This window comes from Desulfosarcina alkanivorans, from assembly GCF_009688945.1.
Taxonomy (GTDB): Bacteria; Desulfobacterota; Desulfobacteria; order Desulfobacterales; family Desulfosarcinaceae; genus Desulfosarcina; species Desulfosarcina alkanivorans.
Genome location: NZ_AP021874.1, coordinates 5,977,274 through 6,003,146, shown reverse-complemented (window position 1 = coordinate 6,003,146; position 25,873 = coordinate 5,977,274). Strand labels below are relative to the sequence as shown.

At 55.8% G+C, this 25,873-nt stretch carries 15 protein-coding genes; 5 read left to right on the top strand and 10 right to left on the bottom strand.

The genetic code is table 11. The features are described from left to right. Nucleotides 1–260 precede the first annotated feature (260 nt). The gene (locus tag DSCA_RS26050; protein WP_155319232.1) at nucleotides 261–578 is read right to left on the bottom strand and encodes a hypothetical protein; all 318 of its coding nucleotides are present in this window, start codon (nucleotides 576–578) and stop codon (nucleotides 261–263) included. 698 nt (nucleotides 579–1,276) lie between these two features. On the opposite strand from DSCA_RS26050, the gene DSCA_RS26045 reads away from it, so the two are divergent. Next, nucleotides 1,277–2,320 (top strand): IS110 family RNA-guided transposase, encoded by a 1,044-nt coding sequence (locus DSCA_RS26045; RefSeq protein WP_155314958.1) that lies wholly within the window; start codon nucleotides 1,277–1,279, stop codon nucleotides 2,318–2,320. Nucleotides 2,321–2,855: 535 nt separating this feature from the next. Here DSCA_RS26045 and DSCA_RS26040 read toward each other — a convergent pair. After that, complete coding sequence (locus DSCA_RS26040) at nucleotides 2,856–3,458, bottom strand: hypothetical protein (protein WP_155319231.1); 603 nt, start codon at nucleotides 3,456–3,458, stop codon at nucleotides 2,856–2,858. Between the two features lie 925 nt (nucleotides 3,459–4,383). On the opposite strand from DSCA_RS26040, the gene DSCA_RS26035 reads away from it, so the two are divergent. Beyond that, entirely contained in the window at nucleotides 4,384–5,412 is a 1,029-nt protein-coding gene (locus DSCA_RS26035; protein WP_155319230.1) for a C-terminal binding protein, read from the top strand. 589 nt (nucleotides 5,413–6,001) lie between these two features. On the opposite strand, the gene DSCA_RS26030 is transcribed toward DSCA_RS26035, so the two are convergent. Beyond that, complete coding sequence (locus tag DSCA_RS26030; RefSeq protein ID WP_155319229.1) at nucleotides 6,002–7,132, bottom strand: linear amide C-N hydrolase; 1,131 nt, start codon at nucleotides 7,130–7,132, stop codon at nucleotides 6,002–6,004. 218 nt (nucleotides 7,133–7,350) lie between these two features. Next, the gene (locus DSCA_RS26025) at nucleotides 7,351–9,282 is read right to left on the bottom strand and encodes an FG-GAP repeat protein (RefSeq protein ID WP_155319228.1); all 1,932 of its coding nucleotides are present in this window, start codon (nucleotides 9,280–9,282) and stop codon (nucleotides 7,351–7,353) included. Between the two features lie 420 nt (nucleotides 9,283–9,702). Between DSCA_RS26025 and DSCA_RS26020 the strand changes: the two genes are divergently transcribed. The 3 genes from DSCA_RS26020 to DSCA_RS26010 all read left to right on the top strand — a co-directional run bounded on the left by DSCA_RS26020 (nucleotide 9,703) and on the right by DSCA_RS26010 (nucleotide 12,771). Next, nucleotides 9,703–9,966, top strand: coding sequence for a hypothetical protein (locus DSCA_RS26020; RefSeq protein ID WP_155319227.1), 264 nt, complete (start codon nucleotides 9,703–9,705; stop codon nucleotides 9,964–9,966). A 22-nt stretch (nucleotides 9,967–9,988) separates the two neighbouring features. Then, nucleotides 9,989–11,419, top strand: a complete 1,431-nt coding sequence (locus DSCA_RS26015; protein ID WP_155319226.1) for a hypothetical protein — start codon at nucleotides 9,989–9,991, stop codon at nucleotides 11,417–11,419. A gap of 512 nt (nucleotides 11,420–11,931) precedes the next feature. Continuing rightward, complete coding sequence (locus DSCA_RS26010; RefSeq protein WP_155319225.1) at nucleotides 11,932–12,771, top strand: hypothetical protein; 840 nt, start codon at nucleotides 11,932–11,934, stop codon at nucleotides 12,769–12,771. A 114-nt stretch (nucleotides 12,772–12,885) separates the two neighbouring features. Here DSCA_RS26010 and DSCA_RS26005 read toward each other — a convergent pair whose 3' ends face one another. The 6 genes from DSCA_RS26005 to DSCA_RS25980 form a co-directional block, all read right to left on the bottom strand. Then, nucleotides 12,886–13,953 (bottom strand): LamG domain-containing protein, encoded by a 1,068-nt coding sequence (locus DSCA_RS26005; protein WP_155319224.1) that lies wholly within the window; start codon nucleotides 13,951–13,953, stop codon nucleotides 12,886–12,888. A 311-nt stretch (nucleotides 13,954–14,264) separates the two neighbouring features. Continuing rightward, nucleotides 14,265–16,343: a trypsin-like serine peptidase gene (locus DSCA_RS26000; protein ID WP_155319223.1), complete on the bottom strand. Its 2,079-nt coding sequence runs from the start codon at nucleotides 16,341–16,343 to the stop codon at nucleotides 14,265–14,267. A 338-nt stretch (nucleotides 16,344–16,681) separates the two neighbouring features. Beyond that, nucleotides 16,682–17,935, bottom strand: a complete 1,254-nt coding sequence (locus tag DSCA_RS25995) for an Lcl C-terminal domain-containing protein (RefSeq protein ID WP_167527958.1) — start codon at nucleotides 17,933–17,935, stop codon at nucleotides 16,682–16,684. Between the two features lie 61 nt (nucleotides 17,936–17,996). Beyond that, the gene (locus DSCA_RS25990; RefSeq protein WP_155319221.1) at nucleotides 17,997–18,728 is read right to left on the bottom strand and encodes an InlB B-repeat-containing protein; all 732 of its coding nucleotides are present in this window, start codon (nucleotides 18,726–18,728) and stop codon (nucleotides 17,997–17,999) included. Nucleotides 18,729–18,984: 256 nt separating this feature from the next. Next, nucleotides 18,985–24,993, bottom strand: a complete 6,009-nt coding sequence (locus tag DSCA_RS25985) for a phage tail protein (protein WP_155319220.1) — start codon at nucleotides 24,991–24,993, stop codon at nucleotides 18,985–18,987. Then, nucleotides 24,977–25,819, bottom strand: coding sequence for a hypothetical protein (locus DSCA_RS25980; RefSeq protein WP_155319219.1), 843 nt, complete (start codon nucleotides 25,817–25,819; stop codon nucleotides 24,977–24,979). The genes DSCA_RS25985 and DSCA_RS25980 overlap by 17 nt, the downstream gene beginning before the upstream one ends. Nucleotides 25,820–25,873: the final 54 nt, after the last annotated feature.

Genomic DNA, 25,873 nt, shown 5'->3' with positions numbered 1-25,873 from the left:
TCGAAATATATTCTGAAGCCGCCTTAAGGTGGCACGCTGATTGTCAAAGAACCATCTGGCAAATCAGTCAATCCTGATAGATGTTTGGTGCAGACGCGTTATCCAAACGCGCTGACGCTCGCGACCGAAGACGCAAGCCGGAACCAACGAATTGCTTGTCAAGGGATCCGAGAAAAGAGACGGAAGAGGTTCGCTTAGAAATTGATTATTCCGATCCATGGGAGAAGTTTTTTCCTTGACAACCGGAGGCCATATAGATGTTATGTGATATCAATGCTATTACTCATTGCTACCACTTTCTTTTGTTGTTTCCTTTTTCTCTTCTCACGATCAACTTCCTCTAATGGTTTGGTGACAACAGGAGCAGGCTTTTTAAACCGTTTTTGATATAAATGCTCTATGTATTCGTGTAACGGCATTTTCCACGGCTCCTGCTTATGATTGGCCATACCACCAAGCTTTTTCGGATTCAATCCCAATTCGCGAGCCATTTGAATTTGTGAATGACTCAAACGAAATTTTCCTCTTGCTTCAATCCAAGGTTTCAATTTATTTGGGATAAAACCTTTCTTCGGCATAATCTATTCTTTAGTTTTTGGCACATAACGCCAGCATAACCGGGGTCCCCCAGAGCGGAGCGGCGGGGGACCTCCGGTTTATGCATTTGTTGGCAAGTGCCCACCAATAAATTTCCTTTGGACCTTTAAGGTGGAGTTACCTGGGAATCTCATCTTTCTTTTTGGGTTTTTTCAAATTGTAATCTTCTGATCATCTGATATACCCCAGGCTTTTTCCTTTGAGTGAACCGCCTCTGGTTGACGCGGAATTTGATTGAATCTCCATCCTGCTGGATCTTTGATCTACCGCAGCATCTTTCCGAGCATACAGAACTTTGAATTCACCACAAAAAGAAAAAACATTTCGAAAACCACCTATCTCAACCCAAGCAAATCTTTGAAAGAACACCCGATGATTTAAACGCGGAACTAAACAATAAATATATTTTATATCTTGCCAACACTGGCATCACCCGCCTTGCCCAGAGTGAGGAACGAACGGCGGGTAAGGTCGGGTGTATGCGCTTGATACTAGTTATGGCCTCCCAAAGAAACGGGGCTGTCGTGTAAACCCATCATCATATTTCCTGTTCTCCGACGAGCTTTTTAATACCCCATTCTCGAACAGAAAACATGATGATGGGTTGCCCCCTTTCACTTGCAACGGTAAACTTTTGTTACCCCTAACAAATACTTACCCAAGCAAAAGGAGGCACATCATGAAATTTTACAACCGACAGCACAAGTATTACTGCGGTGTCGATCTGCATGCCAGGAAAATGTATGTCTGCATCCTCGACCATAAAGGAAAAATTGTTGTTCACCTGAATATCAAAACCGACCCGGAACTCTTTTTCGAACTGGTGTTCCCGTTTATCGAAGACGTTGTTGTCGGTGTTGAATGTGTCTTCTGCTGGTACTGGCTGGCCGATCTGTGCGCCGATCACAAAATCGATTTCGTCCTTGGACACGCATTATACATGAAAGCCATCCACGGCGGCAAAACCAAAAACGATAAAATCGATTCTTACAAACTCGCCATGTTACTCAAAGGCGGCAATTTTCCCACCGCTTATCCCTATCCGGCCAAGTGGCGGGCAACACGGGATCTGCTGCGCCGGCGCATGTATCTGTCGAGACGATGCAGCGAACTGGTAGCCCATATTAACAACACCAATACCCAGTACAACCTGCCGGCGTTCAGGAAAAAATTGTCACGCAAATACAACCATGGCGGTGTCGCCGAAAGGTTTGAAGACCCGGCTGTCAGAAAGAGCATCGAAGTCGACTTGGCCATGATCGATGCCATGAATCAGATTCTTAAAAAGCTTGAATGGCATATCGAAAAAACCGCCCGCCAGCATGATTACCACACTTTATATCTGCTGCGCTCAATCCCCGGTGTCGGGCAGATCCTGGCCCTGGTAATCCTGTACGAGGTCCATGATGTCAGGCGGTTTCCCAGGGTACAGGATTTCTCATCCTATGCCAGGCTGATCCGGCCGGTAAAAGAGTCCGACGGCAAGTGGGCCGGGCACAGCAACAAGAAGATCGGCAACCACCATCTCAAATGGGCGATCAAGGAAGCCGCGATCCTCATGCTCAGGGATTCATCCCAGGCAAAGTATTTCGTTTCCAAACTGGAACACAAATACAATAAAGGCAAGGCTCTGGGAATCTTCACCCACAAGCTGGGCCGGGCCATTTACTTTATGCTCAAAAACAAGGAGGCGTTCAACATGAAACGATTCTTCGATCAATAGATGTGGAACCGGAAGGTGTCAACTTATCGCATAACTGAGATCAAACGGGCGGATCTGAGTCTCTCGATTTAAGACATGCAGCCCGACTGCGAAAAAAGAGTGGACCCGATGCCCGAAGCTCAATGCTTTGATTGGCGGCACCTTTCGGTTCCATCCACGCATACGGATAGCTTGACCGGTGGTGATCGTGTTCTGCCCCTTATCCGAGTGACACCCTAACTGGACGTCCGCCCGTCGGACGAGCCGATACCTTTGACTGCGCCGGAATAAGGGAATCGAAATATATTCTGAAGCCGCCTTAAGGTGGCACGCTGATTGTCAAAGAACCATCTGGCAAATCAGTCAATCCTGATAGATGTTTGGTGCAGACGCGTTATCCAAACGCGCTGACGCTCGCGACCGAAGACGCAAGCCGGAACCAACGAATTGCTTGTCAAGGGATCCGAGAAAAGAGACGGAAGAGGTTCGCTTAGAAATTGATTATTCCGATCCATGGGAGAAGTTTTTTCCTTGACAACCGGAGGCCATATAGATGTTAAGCGCTGTTCGCTAGGAATGGGAAATCAAGATCATAAACGTCTTTTACTCTCTCCCATATACGTTCATCACCTTCATCATGAGATCCTAGAGTAAGATAGTAGTTTTTATTCTGATATATTTGGAAAACTATCCATTCTCCTGTCAGTTTCTTAATTCTTGCTCTTTCTTCGATGGCTCCAAATGTTATCCTATGAGACAGCTCCCCAATGAATTCATCATCAATCCATCCAGATTTGTTCTGTTGTATTAACTCATTAATCGTTTTATCCAAATTTTTGTTGCCACCGTAACTGAATCCATAATGTGAATCCATATTCTGTGGTATAAACTGAGAATCCAAAAAATGTTTTTTCCTTAATCCTTTTAAAGGTGGATGCCTGAATAATTCTGTCTTTTTTGTTGAAGATGATTCTTTTATTCCTTCCAAATATCTGACTTCATCAAGCATTTGAATAACATTAATTACACGATTTGCCTGCATTTGAAATGTTTGAGCAATAAACACACTGCTAATTCTTGATAAATCAAGCCCTAAGAAACCTGAGTGACTTGATGCAAGCGTTTTTAATTCTTCTTTTGTTAAAGACATTGCAGTCATTGTTTTTGCCGCTTAACGTCGCCGGATGAGCCGCGAGACTCGCAGGCTCCGGGACGAAATGGTTTTTATTTCGGGCCGGAGGCGAGAATCGCAGTCGGCTCCATGGGCCTGATAAGTGGAGCGCGCAGCGCGACACGTTCAGGCCCATGGCGAAGCAGCCGGCGACGATAAGCTGGAGCGCGGAGCGGTCCAGCTTATCAGTGTTGATAGATGGAAAATTTTTCCATGATATCAATTACAATAGATGTCCATACTTTCATTCTATCAGCATATTATAACGAAAAAATGGACAGTCTTGATTTTTAAAAAAATGTGGAACACCGCTATATATGGTGGTCGATCATTGACCAAAAAATTCCAGATATATTGAGATCGATAGTCATCAGGCAGGGTCGAATTCTTGTATCTGGCCCTGAACCCCATATGAATATGATCTATCTCATTTTTTATTCTCGTTTTGCTTATTGGGCTATATCCAATAAATGCTGCGATTGTCAAATAAACTCGTGAATTACAGGGACAGCCTCAATTATCAATTTTTTTTGGTCATCAACCGATGCTGATGTCTCTTGACTCTTTTTTCACCTCTTTGGACCGCATATCCGACTCCCGGTCCGGTTTTTAAACATCATTGGCCAGGGGCTTGACCCGTATCCGTTTTATGTTTTAAAATTTATCACTGGATCATCACTTCTTTATGGGAAACGAAAAGCGCTTTTTCGAACCGCCCGCTATTTTTATCTTTCCTGCCGCCTGACAGGACATCATCGAACCTCACAATTGTTGCCAGCCTTCTTAACGACTTGAATTTTTATAAATTAATCATTCTTGAATCGTAATTGTCCTGCCGAAAAGGGAGCGCATGACAATTACGAACAAATAGAGATCACCAATCACGTCGATTGGCGATAGGGGAGGTGCAAAAATGAAATTCAAGGTAGTGAATACGATTCACGTTTCGGGTATGGATTTTGGAGAAAGCCTTCTTGAATCCACGGGCGCCTCGCTCACCAACGTCATGGCCCGAACGGAGGATGAACTCATCCACTGTGCGAAGGATGCCGATGCGGTAATTGGCTCAGGGCCGGTACAGTCCTGGACGGCCAAGGTGTTGAATGCGATGGCCGGGTGTCGCATCGTGGCCAGTCTGGGCGTAGGATACGGCAGGATCGACCTGGCTGCCGCCACCGACAATGGCATCGTTGTCACCAACACCCCGGACTATTGCATTGACGAAGTATCGGGGCTGGTCGTAGCCCTTATCCTTGCCCTGGGCCGGAAACTGTTTTCAGTGGATCGGGCGGTTCGGCAAAAAAGCGTGAATTTCGTTCCCATGAGAAGAAAGGATATCGCCGACGTCATCCATCCCGTTTTCCGTATGCGTGACCAGACTGTCGGCATTGTCGGGATGGGGAGAATCGGCGTGGTGACGGCGCTCAAAATCAAAGGGTTGGGAATGAACGTGATCGCCCATGCGCCAAGTGTTCCGGATCCTGCCATTTTGAGCCTTGGCGTCACACCTGTGGACTTCGATACGCTTCTTGAAACCTCGGACTTCATCAGCATCAACGCCTCGCTCACGAAATCCTCAGTTAACATGTTTGACCGTGGGGCATTTCAGAAAATGAAGCCGACCTGTTATCTGATCAACACGGCCCGAGGGGAAATTGTGGATCAATCGGCCCTGGTGGAGGCGCTTCGGGAGAACCGCATCGCCGGGGCGGGGATCGACACCACTGTGGACGAACCCATTGCTGCCGACAACCCTTTGCTGAAGATGCCCAACGTCATTTTGACCGGCCACAGCGCCTGGTATTCCACGTCCTCCGATTCACCCGAGTTCTGGCACAAGGCGATGACGCAGGTAATAAAAACGCTGAACGGGGAGTGGCCACTATATGCGGTGAACCGGGAGGTAAAGCGGAAATGGCTTCAGAAGTGGGGTAAAACATAGCCGGCCAAAACGGCAATGACGATGTGGTTAGATACCGGATCTGCATGCCGCAGGCTGCAATGGCCCCTTTCAGAACGGCCCGCCGGCAGTGAATTTCCATCCGGCCGGTGAGGCGCGTTCAGCTTCAGGGTCAACACCTGCACTTTAAGCGGAATACTGAGCAATGGCACGCGTTGGTCGGGGCCAAAAGATCGGTTTAAGGAATCATTTCATAACAGTCCGGGAACTGGAAACATGGTTGGTGAAAGCTGGTTTTTTCATTTTCTTGCACGGCCAGGAAAACGAAACAAAAGAATCCTACCCGTTCATAGGGCTGAGATGATCAATACATTGAAAGCACCGAATTGCAGGCGTTTACAGGGGGCCGCAGATGCAAGGCGTCGGGCATGAAGACGTACACGTTGTACTTCAAATGCCCGGTAACGAAGCAGATGCGGTGCCCTGTGAGCGCCTGCTAAGAATCCGCCCGCGTCACGGGTTAACCCCTGCGCTTCTCTCCATCGGCGGGGTCTGTGGAACTCGCTGCGCTGTGACAGCCACAGACCCAGCTTCCGCCGATGGCTGCGATGCCCGGCCCGTGACGAAGGGGTCAGTGCTCACACACAAAGGTTTCCGGATAATCGGCGAGGACATCCAGCTGGGTGGCCGAATAACTCGGGAAGAATACGGTTTTGGTGAAGGCGTTTTCAATCAGATCCCGATTGACCTGCCGGGTGTAGTCGACGAACTTGTCTGATACATCCCCGGAGAGGGCCGCGGTTGCATCGAGAACTTTAACGGGCGTTTTGCACGAAAAATCAAATGCATCCAGGCGGATGACGCGTATCCTGGGATTGCCGTGGGTTCTGAAATTGATGCGCCGGTTTTTCTGGTCGTAGACGATGCTCCACCGGGTGTTGCTTGTAAACGGGGTGCCGTTCCACTCCCGGTCTACACGCCAACTCACGCTTTTCAGAATTTCGAAGGCATAGTCGACGGGTGCCGCCGAAGTCCCGGGATGGTAGTCTTCAACCATTTTGGCGGCGCGAATGAACCGCTCGATGGATTTGAACTGGTCCGGCTCGGGGATCGTATCGTTCTTCAGGCAGTCCAGTGAAAGCGCATAGGTGTTGTTGGTCAAGGCACGGTAGGGCAGTGTCTCTCCTGTGTGGCAGTCCATTTCCCCGTCAAGGAATTCGATTGTAGCGCAATTGCCTTGCCTGTCGCTGACAATGAAATGAGAGTGAATCCCCTTTTGTGGCCTGATTCTGAGAATGGCGTCACTTTCGATCACTTCTTTGACAGTCGCAAAATTATCGAGCTGGTACTGCCGCCACTGCCCGGCCAGGACAGAGTCCCTGTCGTCCGGCTCCGGATATTTCCGGTTCGGTGTGTTGCGAAAAAGCCCCATGGACTCGACGACGAGTCCGGCCTCGTTCATACCGCCCGGTCCCAACTCTCGTCCATATTGGGTGAAAGTAATGCTTCCATACCTTGACGTCCAGGTTGCCGGTGTTCCCAGGCCGGTGTTGTCCACCGCGGCCTGGAAAGCGGTTTTGGAAACCCCGCGCTTGTTGACGATTATCAGACCGTCTTCCACCATCCAATCATAATTTTTTCCCACGAACACCTGTCCTTCATGTGTGAGCTGGAAAGTGGTGCAGGCCTCAGCGTCCGGCTGCATAAAAAGAATCGCGCCCCCCAGGACCACTGCCGCAAACCGCATTAACCGAATTTTCATTCCTTCCTCCTTACGCTTGCCCTTTTCACCAGAGGCCCTTATCCTGGTCACGCCTCATCCCGCTTCCGGGAAAAACCGTTCCGCGCTTTCTGGGGAAAGGATCGTGATCGGGCCAGGCTGCCCCGTTGCAGCGACAATTCAAATGCCGCCCGGGCCACCGGCGCTGCTAAAATGGTGGGTTAGCGTCCGGCAAGCTCGTGATAGGACGGACGCCGCCGTCATGGGCTGCAATAATCAATGGCCAGGGTGTTCATGGCCCCGGATGAATTGATCCACTGGCCGGTCCGGTACCACCGGAAACTGCAGAGCCTGTTCGGTGCACTGCCATTATAGGCGGTCAGCGCCAGACCGCTTCTGGGCCAGACATAGGTGGCCATGACGTCCAGGGTTTCGCTGCCCGCGTCACAGGTCCCGGTAAAAAAGATGCCCCGGTCGTCCCGGGCGATTTCATACAGGTACCACAGGTTCCCGTCGGAATCCGCCAGGCAGTAGTCTTCGTCACCCTGGGCCTCACGGGCGTCGAGCATACCGGATGCAGCCCTTTCTTCCGGGATGGGGCCTTTGCCTGGCGCGGCAAAGGGGGCCCGGCTGCCGGCAGAGGATATCATGCTGACGTCAACCTGACCGCAGGCGCCGGTCTGGTCGATCCACATGCCGGACTGCCCCCAGCGCATGTGGTATTGGATCAGTTGCCCATCGCTGACCTGTCCGGCTTTCATGGCCAGGTGCCCGCTCCAGTTGTACAGGGCCTGCCCCTGTCTGGCCGGCGGCGTGCCCGTATCACAGGTCCCTTCCATATAAAGCCCCACGCTGTCCTCGAGGACCACGTCCAGGCACCACTGGTATCCGTGGGTATCCTGCAACAGATAGTCACAGTCCGGCGGTGACGCTGAAGCGGTAAATACATAAGCCGAGCCGGAAGCGTTGCCATTGTCGTCGTCCAGGTGCGCGCCTGCTACCACCGTTTCCTGACTGATGCCCACAGAATAGCCGAAATCATCATAGGCCGCCCCGTCGGTGGCCGTCAGCCTGGCGGATTCAGTCATATCCGTCCAGCTTTCCGCTGATTTTTCAAAAATATAGACTGCGCCGATGTAGCCGTTGCTTGCCCATGCTCCGACCGCCACCGTATCCAGACCAATGTCAAGCGAGGCGCCGAAACCGCTGTTTGCATCACCGTCACTGGCAGCCAGCTTGGCCGTTTCGGTCATGGTGCCCCAACCGCCTGCGGGTTTTTCAAAGACGTATACACGGCCCACGTCATGGATGGTCACATCATTGGTGATATCGACACCGGGTGCACCAACCGCTACCGTGTCCGCTTCGACAGACACGAATGCGCCAAAATAATCCGATGCGGATCCGTCACTGGCAGTCAGCTTGGCGGTCTCGGTCATACCGGTCCAGCCGCCTGAAGGTCGAACAAAAATATAGGCGGAGCCCTGCCCCGCCCAGATCAGGTCATCGCCATTCGCTCCGACCACGACCGTGTCGTTGCTGATAGACACAGAAGCGCCAAAATCATCATATGCAGCGCCGTCGCTGGCAGTCAGCTTGGCGGTCTCGGTCATATTGTGCCAGCCCCCCACAGGTTTTTCAAAAACATACGCCGCACCGGACTTATAGCCATTGTCGGTGTCGCCATCGGCACCGACCACGACCGTATCGCCACAGATGGCCACGGAGCTGCCGAATACTTTGGACGCAGCGCAATCACTGGCGGCAAGTATGGCGGTTTCGGTCATATCGCTCCAGCCGCCTGCCGGTTTCACGTACACATAGGCTGCCCCCATGTACCCGTTGCTTCCTCGAGCACCGACAACCACGACATCACCGCTGATGGCCACGCTGCAGCCGAACTGGAAATTGGCCGCACCGTCACTGGCCGTCAGCCTGGCCGTCTCGGTCATATCGCACCATTCGCCGGCCGGTTTTTCAAAGACATAGGCCGAGCCTTGATTGCCATCGTCATATCGCGACCCGATCACCAACGCGTCAACGTCAATAGAGACTGAAGCCCCGAACTGATCCATAAACGCACCATCGCTGGCGGTCAGTTTGGCTGCTTGACACCAATCTGCTGCGGTCGCTGTCGAGCCCCACAGGGCGGTAATAACCAATGCAAAAACAATCTGATACACGCGCTTCATGTTTGCCCCCTTATTTAATTGGTTCAGGCATGTGGTTTTAAATTTCCGATCTCATGAAAAATGAGAAGCCGGGAGTGGTGCCAGAATTGAGCCTGAATAGGCGCGTGAGGGAATCGGAAAACAGTTGTACCCGTCCGCAACGGGTTTCCGGTTCAGGTGTTAGCACGGTGGGTCAGAATAAGAAGGGTGAAGATGAACCCAACACAAAATATAGGGTAAGTATTCTGCCGGGGTCAAGGACTATGTGATTGTTGCACGCAGTTGATCCGGCCGGCCCCGCTGATTCATGCGCGGTGTCAGATCAACTCGACATTAAACCAGTTCATCGCACCTCGCTTTTTTTACCGGGTTAAAGTTCTCTATCTTGTTGCAGTGAAAAGAATGTCTGAAAGGCGAGCGATTGTTTTTTGAGCAGTGAGCATGTCAAAAGTGAAAAATCCATCGACAAAAATGGATGTTGACATCAAAACGGCCTTGATACAGTATCCTTTTTTAGTTGATCCTGCCCTGGCTTTGCGCGCACAGCTGAAGATCGGAAAAACGATCAGAATGTTCATACTCCGTTTCGGGCAGAGGCCCTTCTTTCCCAAAAAGGCCAACAGGTGCCCGGCCGGCGAATCTGGTCAGTTCACGTTGAGCCACCATCGGTTTATTCGCACCACCCGCTTTAAAAAGCGACGTTGAACCAACATCACAGGAGGTGATCATGTTGAAGAAAAAACGAATGGCGGTCTGGTTTTTGACCTTTGTTGTTCAGGGGCTCCTGCTTGGGCAGATCGTGAGCGCCCGAATGCTTTATGATAACTTTTCAGGCGCGCATGTCGATGATCAGAAATGGATGAACCAGTGGACGGATTACACTGAAATGGTCAGGGAGGTGGCCGGCGGCAAATTGGTATCCAGGATCGGCAACACCCCAAACCGGCTGATTGCAAGGAACCACCTCCAGTTCCAGAACCAGTCGACGATTCACACCATCCGGTGTGACGTCACCATCAATGAGACGATCCTGGATTCCGGGGACACGCCGGAAGCCTTTGCCAGGGTGAACGGCCGTTTTTACAACACCCGGGTCTCCGGCGGGAGCACCGGTGACGTCTGGGCCGGTGTTCACATCGGCAACCGCGGAAACGGCCTGGAGGCCTGGTGGGAGGTCACGGAAATATTGGACGACAACAGCACGACCTTCAACGAACTGGGCAGCGGGACGCTGGCGGTACCGGGGCTGACGAACGGCGTCAGCTACACCGTTGAACTGGCCTACGACGGGTCCAATGGATTTACGTTTACGGTGGCGGGGGTCAACGCCACCTTCAACTCGGGGCCCGCCCGGCAAAGGGACCCGTTCAACGCCTTCAAGGGGCTGACCACGGGCGCCTATGGCTTTGACGGCGCGGCAGGAAACGGCTACGTCGCGGCCACGATCGACAATGTATATATCAACGGCCAGACCAGCGCCTATGACACCTTCGACAGCGAACTGGACGACTCCCGGTGGGCTTCTTTTGAATCCGTAATGGAGATTGAGAGCGGGCGCCTCCGTTTCCATCGGCAGGGGTTCGACCAGCGGTCCCAGGTGACGGCCTACCTGTCGGACGCCGATGCAACCTATGTCGAAGCCAGGGTCCGGATCAACAGTGACAGTGAGGTATCCACCGGCGCACGCGGCATCTTCAGGATCCAGGGATACTTTTACAATGAAAGCCGGGGTGAGGGCAGCGGGCTGGCGTATAACGGTTTCGAAGGGGATGTCTTCGCCGACATGCGGCTGCAGCTGCACGACGACGGCAGCATGGAGGCCGCAGCATATGTGGGCCGCTCCGACAGTTCAGATGAAAGCCTGTGGGCCGACCTGGAATGGCACCCCTTCTCAACACCCATCCATACCGATACGGACTACACCATCTCCCTTCAATACACCGACAGCAAGCTGATTTTCAAATGCGACAGCGAAACCTTTGTCTACCCCGTGGACACCGCCCAATACCCGCCTTACGGGGAACACCGGGGGCTGAGGTCGCGCGTGTATCTGGATGACGGTGAATACGGATATATCAAGACCCTGGTGGACGAGGTGTATGTTGACGGGGCCGGCAGCACCCCGGCGACGATGATGCTCCTGCTGGATTCCGACTGACGGATTGTTACGATGGCATCAATGTTGGTCACCCTGCAAATGATAAGGTAACAACAGCGTCATACCGGACTTGATCCGGTATCCAGTCTTCGCCCGGATACGACGAAAACGGCAGGTTGGTCTTCAAATTTGGACATAAAAAAAGCGGTGCAGCATTCCGAGGGGAAGTAAACCCGTCGAATCGAAAAGCATGCTATCCATCGTGATCCACCACTTCCAGGAATATTGACACACTTCGGATCATTTGCTACGCAACAACGACTACCCTGTAAATCAAATTTTCAACTAAAGTCCATGGTTGCCTATAAATCAGTGGGAGGCGGACGGCCGTCCATCACCATTGCCGCGGGTGTAATTGGTGGTCTTGACTGCCAGTGTGGAAAGCACACCGGAAACTGCTGCCAGATTTCAGTGGATTGCCTTCATGCACCTGGCTTTATCTTTACCGGGTAGGTTTGAAGTTGAACATAACGTCATCGAATCAACGCATACACCTTCAGGAGGACGCCTTCATGAAAAAAATCACACCGGTTGGACTTATTTTTTTTCTGGCCCTGTTTTATGTTTTTTTTCAGGCAGGGACATGTCTGGCTTATCAGTTCGCATGGAATGTCATTCAGCACCGCGTGCATGAGTCCCAGGCGACAGATAACCGGCTGGCATTTGAAATCCAGGACGATTCAGGAAACTACGTCGAAAGTAAAAGCACGGTTACCGCCGTTGTCCTCAAATACCCCGACGGAAGCCCCGTTACACTGGGCGAATTACTGTTTGAGGGACCGTATGAATACATCGGCGCTGGATTTTTCGCTGGCGGGCCTGGATGGTATTTCAATGATCCGGAACAGATCAGCGATTTTTTTGCGGATATCGAAAGCCCCCTGGTCACAGGTGCGTATACGCTTGAGGTGTCGATGATAAACGGGGAGAATCTATCCGCAACGATCAATTTCGATTTCCTTCTGGACCTGCCGATCATCTCCTCCCGCACGTTCCAGATTCACACGGACGCATCGGGGAACGTGCACTGGACATGGAAAATCCCCGAACAATTGCTCCTGCTCGCCCAATCCTACACCATACAGATAAGAGCGGGTGTGGCAGCGTATAATAGTGGCGAAATGGTTGCCCTGTATTGGCCCAACCTCCCCGCTGAAATGGGCTACAGCATCGTTCCCGCAGGTATATATCAGGATCTGGTCAGCCAGGCAGATGATCTACGCTTCGCCTTTCAGGTGAGGACAAGCAACAACAATGCGCGGGCCTATTCAAGCCGAATTATATTTTCCCCGCCCTCTTCTGCGGTTTCCGTGATTCCAAAGAAAAGTGTCGTTGTCGTGCCACTCAATTAACCCCAACATTGCAACGCAGGAGTCGTGGACCATCGTCCATGGCAGCAAAAGGGGTGGCCAGGCATTTCCGGGTTGGAGGAATATGCGTGGCCTCCCCTTTTTTAAATCATCGGGTCAATCGCCAAACAGCAGCAGTGGAATGAACGGAAGTGCGACCGCTTGTTTTTTGTTGGGATCGCCTTCTCCCTCATCGACAAGACCGTTGTGGTTGAAATCCTCATCCCCATCGGGAATGCCGTCGCCGTCCGTATCCGTTAATAGCGGATTGGTTGTGGTGGTCGGGTTGGCATCGGGAATGAAAACCACGGGGTCGGTGTCCGGCCCGATGTCATCGGCGGTCAGGCCGGACTTGGTCCCGTCCAGGATACCGTCGTTGTCGGTGTCCGCAAAGCAGGGGTGGGTTTCATCATCGGCCAGGCCGAGTACTCCGTCCTGGTCCTCATCTCCCATACCGTCGAGAATGCCGTCGTTGTCGGTGTCGGCATCGAGGGGATTGGTACAGATGCTTTGCTCGTAAACATCTGGCAAACCGTCGTTATCAGAGTCAGTTGAGGGTTGGTATATTTCCTGTATTTCTGCATCAGACAGGGCTCGGCTGTAAACCTGCAAATCATCGATATCTGCAGTCGCCCAACCATAGGAAGGGACTATTTTGGATGTGCCGATTTTCAGCGTGTAAAACGCATCTCCATCTTGGTGTGGATTTATAGGTGAAACTGGCTCATTTACATTATCCCCATTCACATACACGTTATACTGGCCAACTATACTATTGTATTTTATTGCAATATGATTCCAATTCAGGCCTTCTGCAAAAACATTTTCCCAATTTTTCCCCATCACTGGATAAGGCGTCGTTCTCCCAACTGAAAAACTCACGTTTCTTCCGTTTACACCTAATAAGAAGCCTCTTCTATCTCCGCCAATTGTATTTCCCAGTATTCCGGAAGATCCATCCGTGGTATCATGTTTGACCCAGACACTTATGGTGAAATCTGCACCGTTATGTATGCAGTTAAAATCGGAAACTGTACCAGCCTCAATATAATCCCAGTCGCCATCAAAAGCATAGGCACTGTCACGATTTCCTAAACGATCATCGGTTAACGTCGCTCCGTGAACCACGCCATGGATGCCATTTTCACTTGAATCGCTGGCGTCGCCGTCAAATTTCAGGTGCATTCTGAGGCCTTCCTCCGATGATTCCGGACTCCGTGTAATGATACGGCTTATGATTCCACTGCTGTTGCCCTCATCGTCCCAAGCCTCTATATCTATCTGGATTTCACCGACTTGTAGGCCGTTAACGGTAAAGGACCAGCCAGCACTTTGAGCGTCGATCAATCCCGGCCTCACTGTCCTCGCGTGACGAAAACCAGGTTCGATTTTTAGGGCGACATTATCAATGGATGGAATCAGAAAACGGAGGGAGGCATCCGTGCTTCGTGGAAGCGGCCGGGAAGGCCGGGTCAGCCGTGGGCGGAGAAGACTATTTACGGGTCCAGCAGCAGCAGGTTGACCGCAGGAGTGATCGAAACACTGTCGGTGCGGGTGTAGCGCACGGCCAAACCGTCGGTGAGCACGGCCTGGTTGAAGCTGTACTGGACCCCCTTGCCGGTGCTGTCCTGCACGCCCGCCGTGGCGCTGGCACCGCTGTCGAGCCCGGCATCGCCGAAGTCCGTGTCCAGGTACTGAACCACCATATCCCCGCTGGCCTCGTAGACGATGGCCTGAAAGGTGCCGCCGGCATCGGAATTGTGATGGGGCACGTCGTCCCACTGGACGATCAGCCGGCGGTCGGGGCCGGCACCCGTGATCCGGTAGTAAACCTCGCCGCCGGCGGACGGGTCGAGGTCATCCCAGTACACGGCAAGAAACTGGTCCACGCCTGATGCATCCGGGCCGGGAATGGCCGCGTTCTGGTAGTCCTGGGTGGCGTCCTGGAAGTAGAGGCTGCCGTTGGACCCGATGGCAATGGTCGTATGGACGTCATCGTAAAAGGGAAAGCTGAAGGGATCGGTGACCATGGCATGGTCGTCGTCACCCAGGCCCAGGGCCGTGCCGGTGGCGCTGATGTCCTCGAAGGCCATGGACACGACGCGGGTCCGGTAGGTGGTCCGGCTGGGCGCTGGCGGCCCGTCGCCCTCGTTGCCGTCGATGGCCGTGGCGCCGGTGTCGAGCGGATCCAGCCAGTCACTGAGGCGGCTGGCGGAGGCCCCGCCCCCGGACCACGACACGGAGAACTTTCCGAACCAGTCGGCCAGGTCGTTGCCGCAGGCGGCGTCCCCGCCGTGCAGCTGGCCCACGATCCGGAAGTTCCCATCCCACAGCCCCGACCCCGAGGAGCCTTGCTCGGTGGTGCCGCTGTCCCAGTCGGCCACCCTCAGGTGGGTGCCGTCGACGGCCTCCTTCTCCCCCCCGTAATCCGTTGTGGTCAGGGGGTCGTTCTCGTGAGAAATGCGTTTTTCATCGCCGGCCGGGTGGTGGATGCAGGCGGCCGATGCCGGATCCGCGCCGGTGCGGTCCCAGCCCGACCAGTAGACGTCGAAATTGTCCTCGGGCGGGTCGTCCAGTTCGAGCAGGGTGAAATCCGAATCCGCCCAGGTGGCCCGCAGCAGGGCGCCGCTCTGGGCGGCGGCGGGCCTGGGCAGGGGCGTGCCGCTGTCAATGCTGCCCGGCGTCCGGCAGGTCGCGCTCTCGTATTCCCAGTAAAACACCGTGGAGGCCGCCACCGTGCCGGTTCTCAGGCAATGGTTGGCCGTCAGAAAGTAAGGGGTGTCATCCGCGGCGGTGGTGTTGACCAGGCTGCCGGTGCACACGTAACTGCCGCCGCCGTCGGAATAGGTGTAGAGCCCCACGCTGCGGATCTGGTCGCGCCAGTCGTCGCCCTCCGCGCAGGCGACATCCACGTTGCAGGCGCCGGATTTGGCCAGCGGGTCGTCAGCGGCATCGGAAAAACCCCGGTATCCGTGGGTGACCGAACCGAGGGAGAGGCGCAGCCGATCCAATGCCGATGCCTTGATCGTCAGTTCCAGGACCGCCTCGTCACCCCGGATCATGGGGGTCCAGAACTGACCGTGGGCGTCATTGTCCCTGGCCGAATAGGGGCCGGCCACCCACTCGTAATCCGGTGAGTAGACGAACAGGGTGGCGCCCGGCGGCAGGTGGAACGCGCTGAACCCGAAGCTGAGCCACCTGGCATCCGGCGACACCACCCGCAGGCGCCACATGAAAACGCCGGGTTCGACGAGCTCCCAGGTGCCCCGGACCTGCCCGGACACGGCAGGCGGCTCAACCCCGGCCGGCGCACCGGGAACGACATCCACCGGGTTGGCGATCCCCACCCGGTAGGGCCCCTTGTCCAGCCCGCGGGCGGCATCCTCCCGGGCCACGGATTTCTGGTCGACACCGGCCAATTCCAGAACGTCAACCGTCTGGAGCATGGCCACCGGGTACCGCCTGGCACCGGGTTCCATGTTTTTTCTGGCCGCACCCGAAACCGGCATGCCGGAATAGAATGCCAGCACCAGTGCCATTACCGTTATTGCTATGGGTCTCCTGATTGTAGCCATGGCCCCCCAGCCTCCTTGAAGCATGTTGGAATGCGTTTTACGGGTCCTTCCCAAATGACCCTCCCGGAATTTATCTTTCAATGGGGAAGATCGCTTCATGCTATTGCAGTTCAACCTGTGAGGTCAAGGGAAGGCCACAACCAGAAATGCCCAACCCCGTGTTGAAGCAAAGGGGCTGAGCGTTAATCCTCCTGCAGCAGCAACCGTATGAATGACATCGGTGTCAGGATGGCATGGATGGGTTTCATCGTCCGAAATAGGCAGCGATTGTGCGGCTGCTACGTCATCTAAAACGGTAGCGTCCATATCGGTTATGAGATAACGGCGCCGGGGCGGCATCAGTCATCCAGCAACAGAAGATAACCGGGCGCCAGGTTCGTGGGCTGCGGCGTGACACGGCTTTCCCCGCGAACCGGCCAGACATAGCGCGTACTCGCCTCCTTGTCGCTTGCACCGGTGTCACCTGCCCGGATCCAGGTTTCCCAGGCCTTGTCGGTGCTGAGCAGCTTGGTGGTGGCGGTCCAGTATTCCGCCGGCGACGCCAGGCCCACATTCAGGAAGGGATGACCGCTGGGAAGGGCCGGGTTGTAGTGGGAAAAGTCGATCAGGCTGAGCATCTCCTTGCGGTTGGGGAGCCGCCAGTCGGTCTTTCCGGCGCCGCATTGCCCATAGGTGCCGTCATTGATGCCCGCCACGAAAGCCAGACCGGAGGACCAATCCACCAGGCCATCCGCATCGACCTCCGGATAATGGTTCGCGATACAATTGGCATCCTTGAACCAGACAAGGCCGCTCAGGTTGTCGGTCACGCTTCCATCGCCGTTGTCCGTAAACCGTGGGGTCGGCCAAGCCACCCCCGCACGAATGGCGCCATCGTCGCCCGCATGCCAACTCGCGGTCTGACCGGTGCGCCACACGTTGGCTGGGAAATTCTTGTCGGGCGTGCCGTCGAGTTGACCGCCGCGCACGAGGAGAACAGTGCCGTAGCTTGATTTATCGACGTTGGCGATTTGCCCGAATTCCAGGTCCACGAAGATGGCGTTGCACCCATCCGGGTAAAGGCTGCTGGTGGTGGAGGACCAGTACCCGCCGCCCACGTTCGCGAACCCCTGGCTTTCCAGCCAGCCCGCATTGGCGGCCCCGTCCTGCCAGAGGCTTTCCAGTTCCAGCACATTGGGCAGACGCCAGTCCGTATGGCCCGCGCCGCAGAGGCTATACATGCCGCTGTTGACGCCGGCCACGAATCCCAGGGCCTGCTCCCAGGTCACGGTGTCATGGTTGCCGTAGTCTGCCTGGTAATGGGTCCCCAGGCAGTTGGCATCCTTCAGCCAGGTCAGACCGGTCAGCTTGTCGGTCAGGGTGCCGTCCGGATTTTCCACAAAGCGGGGCGCCGGCCACTCCTGCCCGGCCTGCAGCTCGCCATCCTGCGCGGAACCGGTGCAGGCCACGAGCGATCCATTACTGCCGTAGCACTGGGTCTGGCCGGTTCGGGGCAGGGCCGCGCGACCGGCCACGGCCGTTCCAGTAATGGTGGAGACAAAAACAACCAGAAGCAAAACGAGAAAAAAACGTGGAAATGAACGAGACATCATAAGCCCTCCCTTGTCGATCCTCATAGAACCGCAATCCGTCCCCAATGGAAGGCAAGGGTTTTCAATCGTCGAGAAGCAAATGCAAGGCGCCGGACGACGTCCCTCCCGTTCGGGTAAAAATGGCCGTTACGGTCTTATCTTCATCCATGACGATGTCATACGGATTTTGCGACCCTTGAGCATCTCCCGACCAGGAATCGAACGCCCATCCCGCATCCGGATCCGGCGTAAGGGTCACGATCGTGCCGAAATCATAAACACCGCCGGCCGGATCGAGGGTGACGCTGCCATCGCCGGTCTGATCCACCGTGAGGGTACAGGTGATGACCGGCACATAGTCACTGGCTTTGGTCAATGAAATGGTATTGCCCCAGTTGCATTCCCAGAGGCCGCTTGGATGGGTGTACCGGGAAGTTCCCGTGCCGTCAGCGGATGTCGCCGATGCGGCGGTAAACACGATCGTGCTGGTCACCGATCCGTTTTCATCGTCAACAATATCCGTGGTAGCGCACGTATACACATTATCGATTGCCGTTCCGGAAAAAGTACAGCTTTCCGGAGGATCGCAGACAGCGCCGGACGTAAAGGCGAAAGCGAAGTCGTCGCCGGCCTGAGAGATGATGCAGGTTCCCGATGCTTCCGGCCCGGGATTGCAGTTAATACCGCCATAGGCCCAGCAGTCGGACAGGGTATAGTTCCAGGTGCCGGTCAGATCGCAGGTGGCGGCATGGATTGGGGAAATAAGAAAAAATGACAGCCATACAAGAACACCGGTCAAAAAACACTTTTTCATGGTTTCCTCCAAATCAAAAGCGTTTCAAACAGATATCCCTCCAGCATTGCTCAGTGGATTGAATACGCAACCGCCCGTCATCCCGGCGAAGACAGGGCACGCAGGGAAGCGTTGGCGCTCTCCGGTATTTTCCGGATGCCGGATCAAGTCCGGCATGCCCCAGCCACACCTGTTTACCCGACGGATTAAAATGCCGTGATATCGGACCGGACCACCCCGAACAAAAGGGCCGGTCCGTGTCGATTTTCGTTTCGTATCAATCCCCCAGCAGCAGCAACGGTATGAACGGCAACGGTTTCGCGAGTTCCTCTATCTCGTTGGGATCGCTTTCACCCGCATCGACCCGGCCGTTGTGGTTGGTATCCTCATCACCGTCATCCGTGCCGTCCCCGTCGGAGTCCGCCAGGGTGGGATCGGTGACCGTATACGGATCGGCGTCGGCAACAAAAACACCCGGGTCGGTGTCCGGCCCGATGTCAGCGTCGGTCAGGCCGCTCTCGGTGCCGTCCTGGATGCCGTCGTCGTCGCTGTCCGCGTTGCAGGGGTTGGTTTCGCCGGCGTACTCGATCCCATCCAGGATACCGTCATCGTCGCTGTCGGCGTCATCGGGCTGCGTGCACATGGACGCCTCCAGAGTGTCCGAAAGGCCGTCAGCGTCGCTGTCCGGATCCCCCGATACGGTAAAATGAGGATGCCAGCTGTAGTACAGGAGGTTAAAGGCACTGAAATCCAGGTCTTCGGCCGGATAGTTGCCGCGATAGGCGTAAACCCGGTAGGCATATGTGGTGTGCGGCGCCAGCACCCCGTAAGGCACCTCCCAGCTGGTGGCCGTTGAGGCAAGATAGTCGCTCCTGTAAAGGGTGCTGTGCCAGCTGGTAAAGATCCTTACGCGGTAATAGTCGGCACCGGCAACCGCATCCCAGGATAGGGTCGGTGTGGTGCTGTCCAGCAGGGCATCCGCCGCCGGCGACAGGTTGGCCGGCGTGGCCAGCATATTGGCGGCCACCCCGCTCAGGCTATCGGGGCTCGAGGTCACAGGGGGATTGTCGCGGTCCGCCACCGTAAAGGTGTAATCGCCTTCCAGGAGCACGATTTCGTCAATGTCGGTGAAACGCAGGTCGGCGTAGTAATAGCCTTGGGTATCGCTCAGGCTTTCATCGAAGGTCAGATCGACCTGCCTGTCATCCGGCAGGGTCGCATACACCCGGTCGATGTTGCCCGGCACGCCGTCGGCGTCGGTGACCTTGACCAGAAAGGCCAGAACATAGGCGTCCTGTCCCAGCACCGGATCGTAGGCGTGGGAGACGTACACCCCCTGGTTATCCATATCGATATCAGGGGTACCCGCACCTCCGGTGATCGGAGAGAGCATGAACGTCGGATACTGGCTGCTCCGCCAGGGGATCTGTGAACTGTTGTCGTTATTGCCTTCCGTGTCGTCTCCTGTGATGTCGCTGTAAAATTCGCGATAGGTTTTGATCCGGTAACGGTACAAGCGGCCATCTTCGAGCAGGCCGCGCGGAATGGCAAAGGATGGGCCGTCTGCGGCATCCACGGCAAAACGGTGGATTCGCTGGTAGGCTTCGTTGTAGATCTCGAGGCGGTAAAAGCCGGCACCGTCGACGGCACCCCAGCTGACCTGGATATCATCGGGCCCCACGGTGGCCGTCAGGCTGTCGGCCAGCGGGTAGCCAATGGGGCTGATGACCAGATCGTCGCTAACGGTGGCCGTATGGCCCTCTTCGTCGGTCACGGTAAAGGTGTAGGTGCCGGCTTCGAGCGGCTGTTCCGAAACGGTATGATAATAGCCCCGGTAGGGCCCGTCGGTATGATCCAGATATAAAAACTCCTCGTGCCCGGTGATTGGGAACCGCACCTTCACCGAGGCGATATTCCCGGGCACGCCCTGGCGGTCGTTCACCCGGACCCAGAAGGTCGGAATGACCCCGGGCTCGTCGGATTGCACGGTTTGCACCCCGCCGCCATCCAGATCGATATACGGCGTTTCAGGAACTTCGCTGTTGGTGTAGAAACGGTAGTAATCACTGCTGGAGATCGGGGTGCGGCCGAAGTTGTCAATGCCCAGCGGGCTGGGCTTATCCCAGGCTTCCACCCGGTAGCGGTAGTAAGAATCGGGCTCCAGCACGCCCGGCGGTACGGTAACGCTGGTTTCAGTGCCGGTGTAGCCCTTCCAGACCGTCTGGCTGTTGTCGTAGGTGAAGATGCGCACCCGGTAGCGACTGGCGTTGGCCACCGGATCCCAGGTAAAGGTCGGTGTTGTGTTCGTGGTCAGGTTGATGCGGGCCTGAAGATTCAACTCTTTATTGATGGGCGGATATACAGGCCCGACGTGAACGTAATCTTCCGAGTGGGTCAGGCCCTGGGTCTGGTTGGTGGCGCTGAAGGACAGCGTCTTGGCGCCTTCATTCCAGGAGACCCCCACCGTGACCACATCGTTCAGGGCGGCTGCCACAAGGTCGCCACTCTGGACATCTTCCCACTGATAGTTACCCTGACCGTTGAACCATTGTTTGGAAACGCTGTAGTAAACACGTGTGCCGTCGTTGGAAATCGAAAACCAGAAGTCGGCGTTGCTGCCGTCATTAAAGAAGGCGCCGGCGATCCGGGCTTTTGCGCGGTTGTCGCTTATGTCGATGACGGTGACGTCCGCCGCCACCGAGGTGATCGGTTCGATGTCGGCAAAGCTGATCCCGCCGTGGGCGCGTCCGACAAACTCCTCAAGGCTGATCATCAGCTTATTGTCGACGATCGCAGCTTCGCTGACCCCCTTCCACCGGGAGGAATCCAGCTGGGAGATATCGGTCAGATCGAAGTCTTCGTAAGGTTGGCCGTTCACATAAACATCGTCAAAAACAGCAGTGATGAAATGGTCGATGTTGCTGGGCGTCAGCGAGGCTTCGTCCGGCCCGTCCAGCGGATTGACATCCACCTGCTCGACGAAGCTGACCGAGTGGTCCTCGGGATCGGTCACCGTGAAAGTGTATTCACCCGAAACCGGGATGCCGCCACCCACGTGCAGCCAGAAGTAACAGGCGGTCGGTCCGGCGGCGCCGTCGAAGCTCGCGTATTTTACATCGGTGCCGTCAGGGAAGGTGTTCCCTTCGGGAGGAGTAACCATCAATGTGTGAGAGGAACCGTTAACGGCAACCCCGTCCAGGTCGACCACCTTCACCGAGCAGGCAAAGGCATCCCCGCCGATCCAGGACAGGCCGTTCCATTCGTTGGGATGAATGGCCGGCAGGGCGTCGTGGGCGTCCAGTTCCGTGGGCACGGTAAAATGCACCCAGGCACTGTTGGCCCGGTTCTGCACCGCCAACCAGTTGCCGCTGTCGGTCACCCGCACGCGCCAGCGATAGCTGCCGCCCGGCGCCAGCAGGCCTTCCCACAAGGTGATGTCCGTCATCCCCATGCTGCGGTCGCTGGCCCACACGCGCTGTCCGGTGGTGTCATCCACCACTTCGAAACGGTAGTACAGGGGCACGCCGGGCATGTCTACCGGTTCCCATGTGAAAATGGGCGTCTTGCCGGCCACCACGGCACCCTCGGCAGGTGAAAAGGCAGCCGTATCGGGTGCCGGGATGGTCTGGATCACGTACTGGAAGTCGGTGCTCACCCGGACGGCACTGCCGCTGGTCACCGTAAAGGTATATTCTCCCGGCTCCGGCTGCCCGGGGATGGAGAGGAAAAATTCGCACTCGTTGTTTTCATAGAGAATGATTTCCATATCCGGATGGTCCAGGGTGGCGACAACGCCGCCGGGACCTTCGATCTCGATATTGTCGATATCCTCCGGAAGAATGCCGTGGTCAAAATTGTTGACGTAGACATCCAGGTAGGTCGCAAATGAGCCGTCAGGCTGGTGTACGTTCCAGACACCGCCTTCAACGCTGAAATCGATGGTCTGGTCGACCGAAAGATCTGGACCCGATACAACCACATCATCGTTGATCAAAAACTCGGTAACGCCGAACATGTCGTCGTAGCTGACAATTCCGTTGCCGTCCCGGTCCCAGAGGGCGTACAGATAGCAGGTCGAGTACTCCATGTTGGCCATGCCGTCGATACTGAATGCTCCCGGCCCATCGATGACAGCACTGCCGATCAGCATGCTGTAATCGGGATCCTCTCCGTTGTAGAGATAAAGAATAATCTTACCCCCGTTGTAGCCGTCGAGGTCCACCGTACCCGTGACAGAGTAGCCCGGGAACTGCACAAAAGTGCGGTTGTAATCGTCATAGCCGGTTTGCAGTTCGATGAAACGACCGCTCAGGTCCCCGAAATCCGTTTTGGGAACCCGCCACTCGACGCAGGCATCCGCGCCGTCGGTGCCAACCTCGATATTCTCGGCGCCGTAGTAGTCGTTGAAGCTATATTTCCCTGCATAGATCGCCCCACCGCCGTCGGGATTCGGGTAGACGTGGCAGGTGGGCGGCTGGCTGTTCCAGTAATCTCTCTGGGGATGTTCGTTGGCGGCGAAAAAGATATAGGGCGATGCGCCCGAGGATGCCGCGCCGTCGTAATAAACCGTGCGAAAATAGTAGTAGGTGTCATCCTGGGCCATCCAGAAGGACTTCAGGTCCTCGTTTCCATCGTAGTTTTTTTCCGGATCATCCTGGCTGATGTCGTCGAAAACCTTTGCCGTTTCCGGCCAGTCGCTGAAACTCCCGTCAATGGCGATGGCGGCCGTGGGGATGTCGAACGGGCCGCCGGGCATCAACTCGAACTGGCGGGTGGCATCGTCGTTGCTGATGATCTGGGGTTCGGTGGGCAAAATGCCGTTGAGGATCGGATTGCCGGGAAACGTGCCGATGACCGGCTCGTTGAAGGCATTGAAGTCGGGCAGCACGGCACGGATATCCAGGGGGGTGGCCGAACCGGTGCCGAAAATCCGGGTGGCATCGACCACGTCGGTCAGGGTGTCCTCCTCCACCAGGGTGCCGGTGAAATCGCCCTCGACCGGCTCGGAGCAGATGCTGCCGGAGTAGGTTCCATCAATGATGGAGGCCCCGTCTTCGCCGATCGTCCCCGTAAAGGTCACGTCTCCGCAGGAGCCATCGTCGCCGACGCTGAGCAGGATGGTGACCGTTGTGCCATCGATATCGACATCCTGGACCTGGCCGTGATCCCAGATAAAACTGTGGTCCGAGGGGCCGTGCCATTCGCCGTAGGCAACGTTGCTTTCCGCGTCCATTTCCAGGTCCATGGAGATCGACTGGCCGCTGCCCCCCCCTTCCAGGACCTCGGTCAGCAGCCAGTTTTGCTCCGACGATTCCAGGCGGGCCGCACGCCCCTCGTCCAGCGACGTCCGGATTTCCTCCAGCTGGAAAACGTAGAAGGCGGAGGCATTGGCCTCGGCAAGGCTGTCGAAGTAAAACAGGTGGTCGGCCCGCCAGTCGCCATCAGTTTCGATGCGCTCGACGATAAAATCGTGGGCCCCGTGGTAGTTGTCGATCGCGCTTCGAAGCGCCTGCTCGGCGTCGGTGAGGTTCTCTGCCCCGGCACCATCTTCCGGGCGAAGCTGCAGCAGGGTCGGATAGCGGTCCAGCAGGTCGCGCTGAAACTGAAGCATATCGGCGTTGAGCAGCTGAACGATGTCGTTCAGGTCGCACGACAGGTCAAAGGCGCTGATGATCAGTGCGAAAGTGCGGGCGGCATGGACCCAGGAGCGAACCACCTGGATGTCCGCATCGTCGATGGCCAGCGGCTCATCTCCGGTTTCCGCCGCCGAGACGGAGGCGCTGAACCCGACCCGGACGGAGTCGAGGGCGGTGAGCACCTCGTCGAGCCGGGTCAGCAGGGGGCCCTGTACAAAAGCCCGCACGTCCGCCCCGTCCGGCAGGGTCTGCGGCGGGTCGTAGTCATTGTCATGCAGGGGCAGGTCGTTGAAGAGATCCAGGTCGATCCCGTCGTTGGCCGTGCGCGTAACGCCGAAGGCCTCCAGCAACTCGCCCAGATTGTCGATCCCTGCGGTGGTGCCGTCTTCGAACATAAAGGCCAGGGCGTGGGTGAACCCGTAAAAGGCCTGGGCTTCCTGATCTTCGCCGTCTGCGGCGACCGCAAGGGCAAAGGTGTCCCGGGACTGCAGGATGCCGGAAACGGTCATGTCGCCGCTGTTGAACAACTGCCCCCTGCCCTGGGTCACCAGGAGTTCGGAGGCCTCGTTGGCCAAAGCCAACTGGGGGGGACCGAGAAGAAGCAGGAGACCAAAAACAACAATCAGGGTTCGACTAACGGCGTTCTGCATGGGAATGAACCTCCTTCGCGCTGGTGTTGGATTGCGGGGTTGGCGGGCTGGTTTCCGGTTTGGCGGCAAGGGCGGTGGCGTCGGCGATATCGTTGAGCATCAGGTCGCATCGCAGGCCCCGGCCCGAAGTGACCGTGCCATGGTTGTCCATATGGTAGCTCCGGGGCACCCGAAGCACATTCTCTTCCAGTGAGGCCAGCAGGTGGTCCGCGCTAAGCGTTACCGGACCGCAGGTCCAGCGGACATTGCCCTTGAAGGCAAGCTCCCTGGTTTGCGGTTTGACCGAGGCCCTGTCCGCCGTGACCGCGACTTTCAACCGGCCGTCGACATGCAGCCGCAGGGCGATCGGGGTGAAACGGAGGGCAGACACTTTTTTCATGGGAATGGCGGTTAACGATTCGGCATCGAGGGTTTCCGTGAACGAGAAGGCCCCGTTCAACGGAAAGGGTGAGTCTTTCTGTTGTGCTGATTGCGTTTGACCGGAGCGTGAATCAACGGATGCGGTCTGGTAGCCGTAAAGATCGATCCGGGCGTTGCGGAACAGGGCTTCGTTCAGCAGCCCGAATCGCAGCATGCCCACTTTTTTTTTCTTCAGCTCGAATCGATCGGCACGGATGGCAAGGCTGGGACGGCCATCGCGATTGGCGCTGAATCGAAACCCCTTGATGGACGACCCGGAAGGGGCGAAGGAAGAGGATCTGCTGACAGGAGACGCCACACCATAGGCTTGCTGGTGGCGGTATAACTGAAAACCGAAAAAAACCAGTGCGGCAGCGATCAGGATGGAAAACCCGTATCGCAACGGTTTGCGGAGCAGTTCGTTCATTCCAGTTTCCACTGCAGCGAGAGATTCTGGTTCTGGTTGTATCACTGTCGGCGA

What these genes read in the sequence shown, in the direction of transcription:
- DSCA_RS26050 (WP_155319232.1), bottom strand. Translation starts at nt 578, where the DNA reads ATGCCGAAGAAAGGTTTTATCCCAAATAAATTGAAACCTTGGATTGAA.
- DSCA_RS26045 (WP_155314958.1), top strand. Translation starts at nt 1,277, where the DNA reads ATGAAATTTTACAACCGACAGCACAAGTATTACTGCGGTGTCGATCTG.
- DSCA_RS26040 (WP_155319231.1), bottom strand. Translation starts at nt 3,458, where the DNA reads ATGACTGCAATGTCTTTAACAAAAGAAGAATTAAAAACGCTTGCATCA.
- DSCA_RS26035 (WP_155319230.1), top strand. Translation starts at nt 4,384, where the DNA reads ATGAAATTCAAGGTAGTGAATACGATTCACGTTTCGGGTATGGATTTT.
- DSCA_RS26030 (WP_155319229.1), bottom strand. Translation starts at nt 7,132, where the DNA reads ATGAAAATTCGGTTAATGCGGTTTGCGGCAGTGGTCCTGGGGGGCGCG.
- DSCA_RS26025 (WP_155319228.1), bottom strand. Translation starts at nt 9,282, where the DNA reads ATGAAGCGCGTGTATCAGATTGTTTTTGCATTGGTTATTACCGCCCTG.
- DSCA_RS26020 (WP_155319227.1), top strand. Translation starts at nt 9,703, where the DNA reads ATGTCAAAAGTGAAAAATCCATCGACAAAAATGGATGTTGACATCAAA.
- DSCA_RS26015 (WP_155319226.1), top strand. Translation starts at nt 9,989, where the DNA reads ATGTTGAAGAAAAAACGAATGGCGGTCTGGTTTTTGACCTTTGTTGTT.
- DSCA_RS26010 (WP_155319225.1), top strand. Translation starts at nt 11,932, where the DNA reads ATGAAAAAAATCACACCGGTTGGACTTATTTTTTTTCTGGCCCTGTTT.
- DSCA_RS26005 (WP_155319224.1), bottom strand. Translation starts at nt 13,953, where the DNA reads ATGCACCTGAAATTTGACGGCGACGCCAGCGATTCAAGTGAAAATGGC.
- DSCA_RS26000 (WP_155319223.1), bottom strand. Translation starts at nt 16,343, where the DNA reads ATGGCTACAATCAGGAGACCCATAGCAATAACGGTAATGGCACTGGTG.
- DSCA_RS25995 (WP_167527958.1), bottom strand. Translation starts at nt 17,935, where the DNA reads ATGATGTCTCGTTCATTTCCACGTTTTTTTCTCGTTTTGCTTCTGGTT.
- DSCA_RS25990 (WP_155319221.1), bottom strand. Translation starts at nt 18,728, where the DNA reads ATGAAAAAGTGTTTTTTGACCGGTGTTCTTGTATGGCTGTCATTTTTT.
- DSCA_RS25985 (WP_155319220.1), bottom strand. Translation starts at nt 24,993, where the DNA reads ATGCAGAACGCCGTTAGTCGAACCCTGATTGTTGTTTTTGGTCTCCTG.
- DSCA_RS25980 (WP_155319219.1), bottom strand. Translation starts at nt 25,819, where the DNA reads ATGAACGAACTGCTCCGCAAACCGTTGCGATACGGGTTTTCCATCCTG.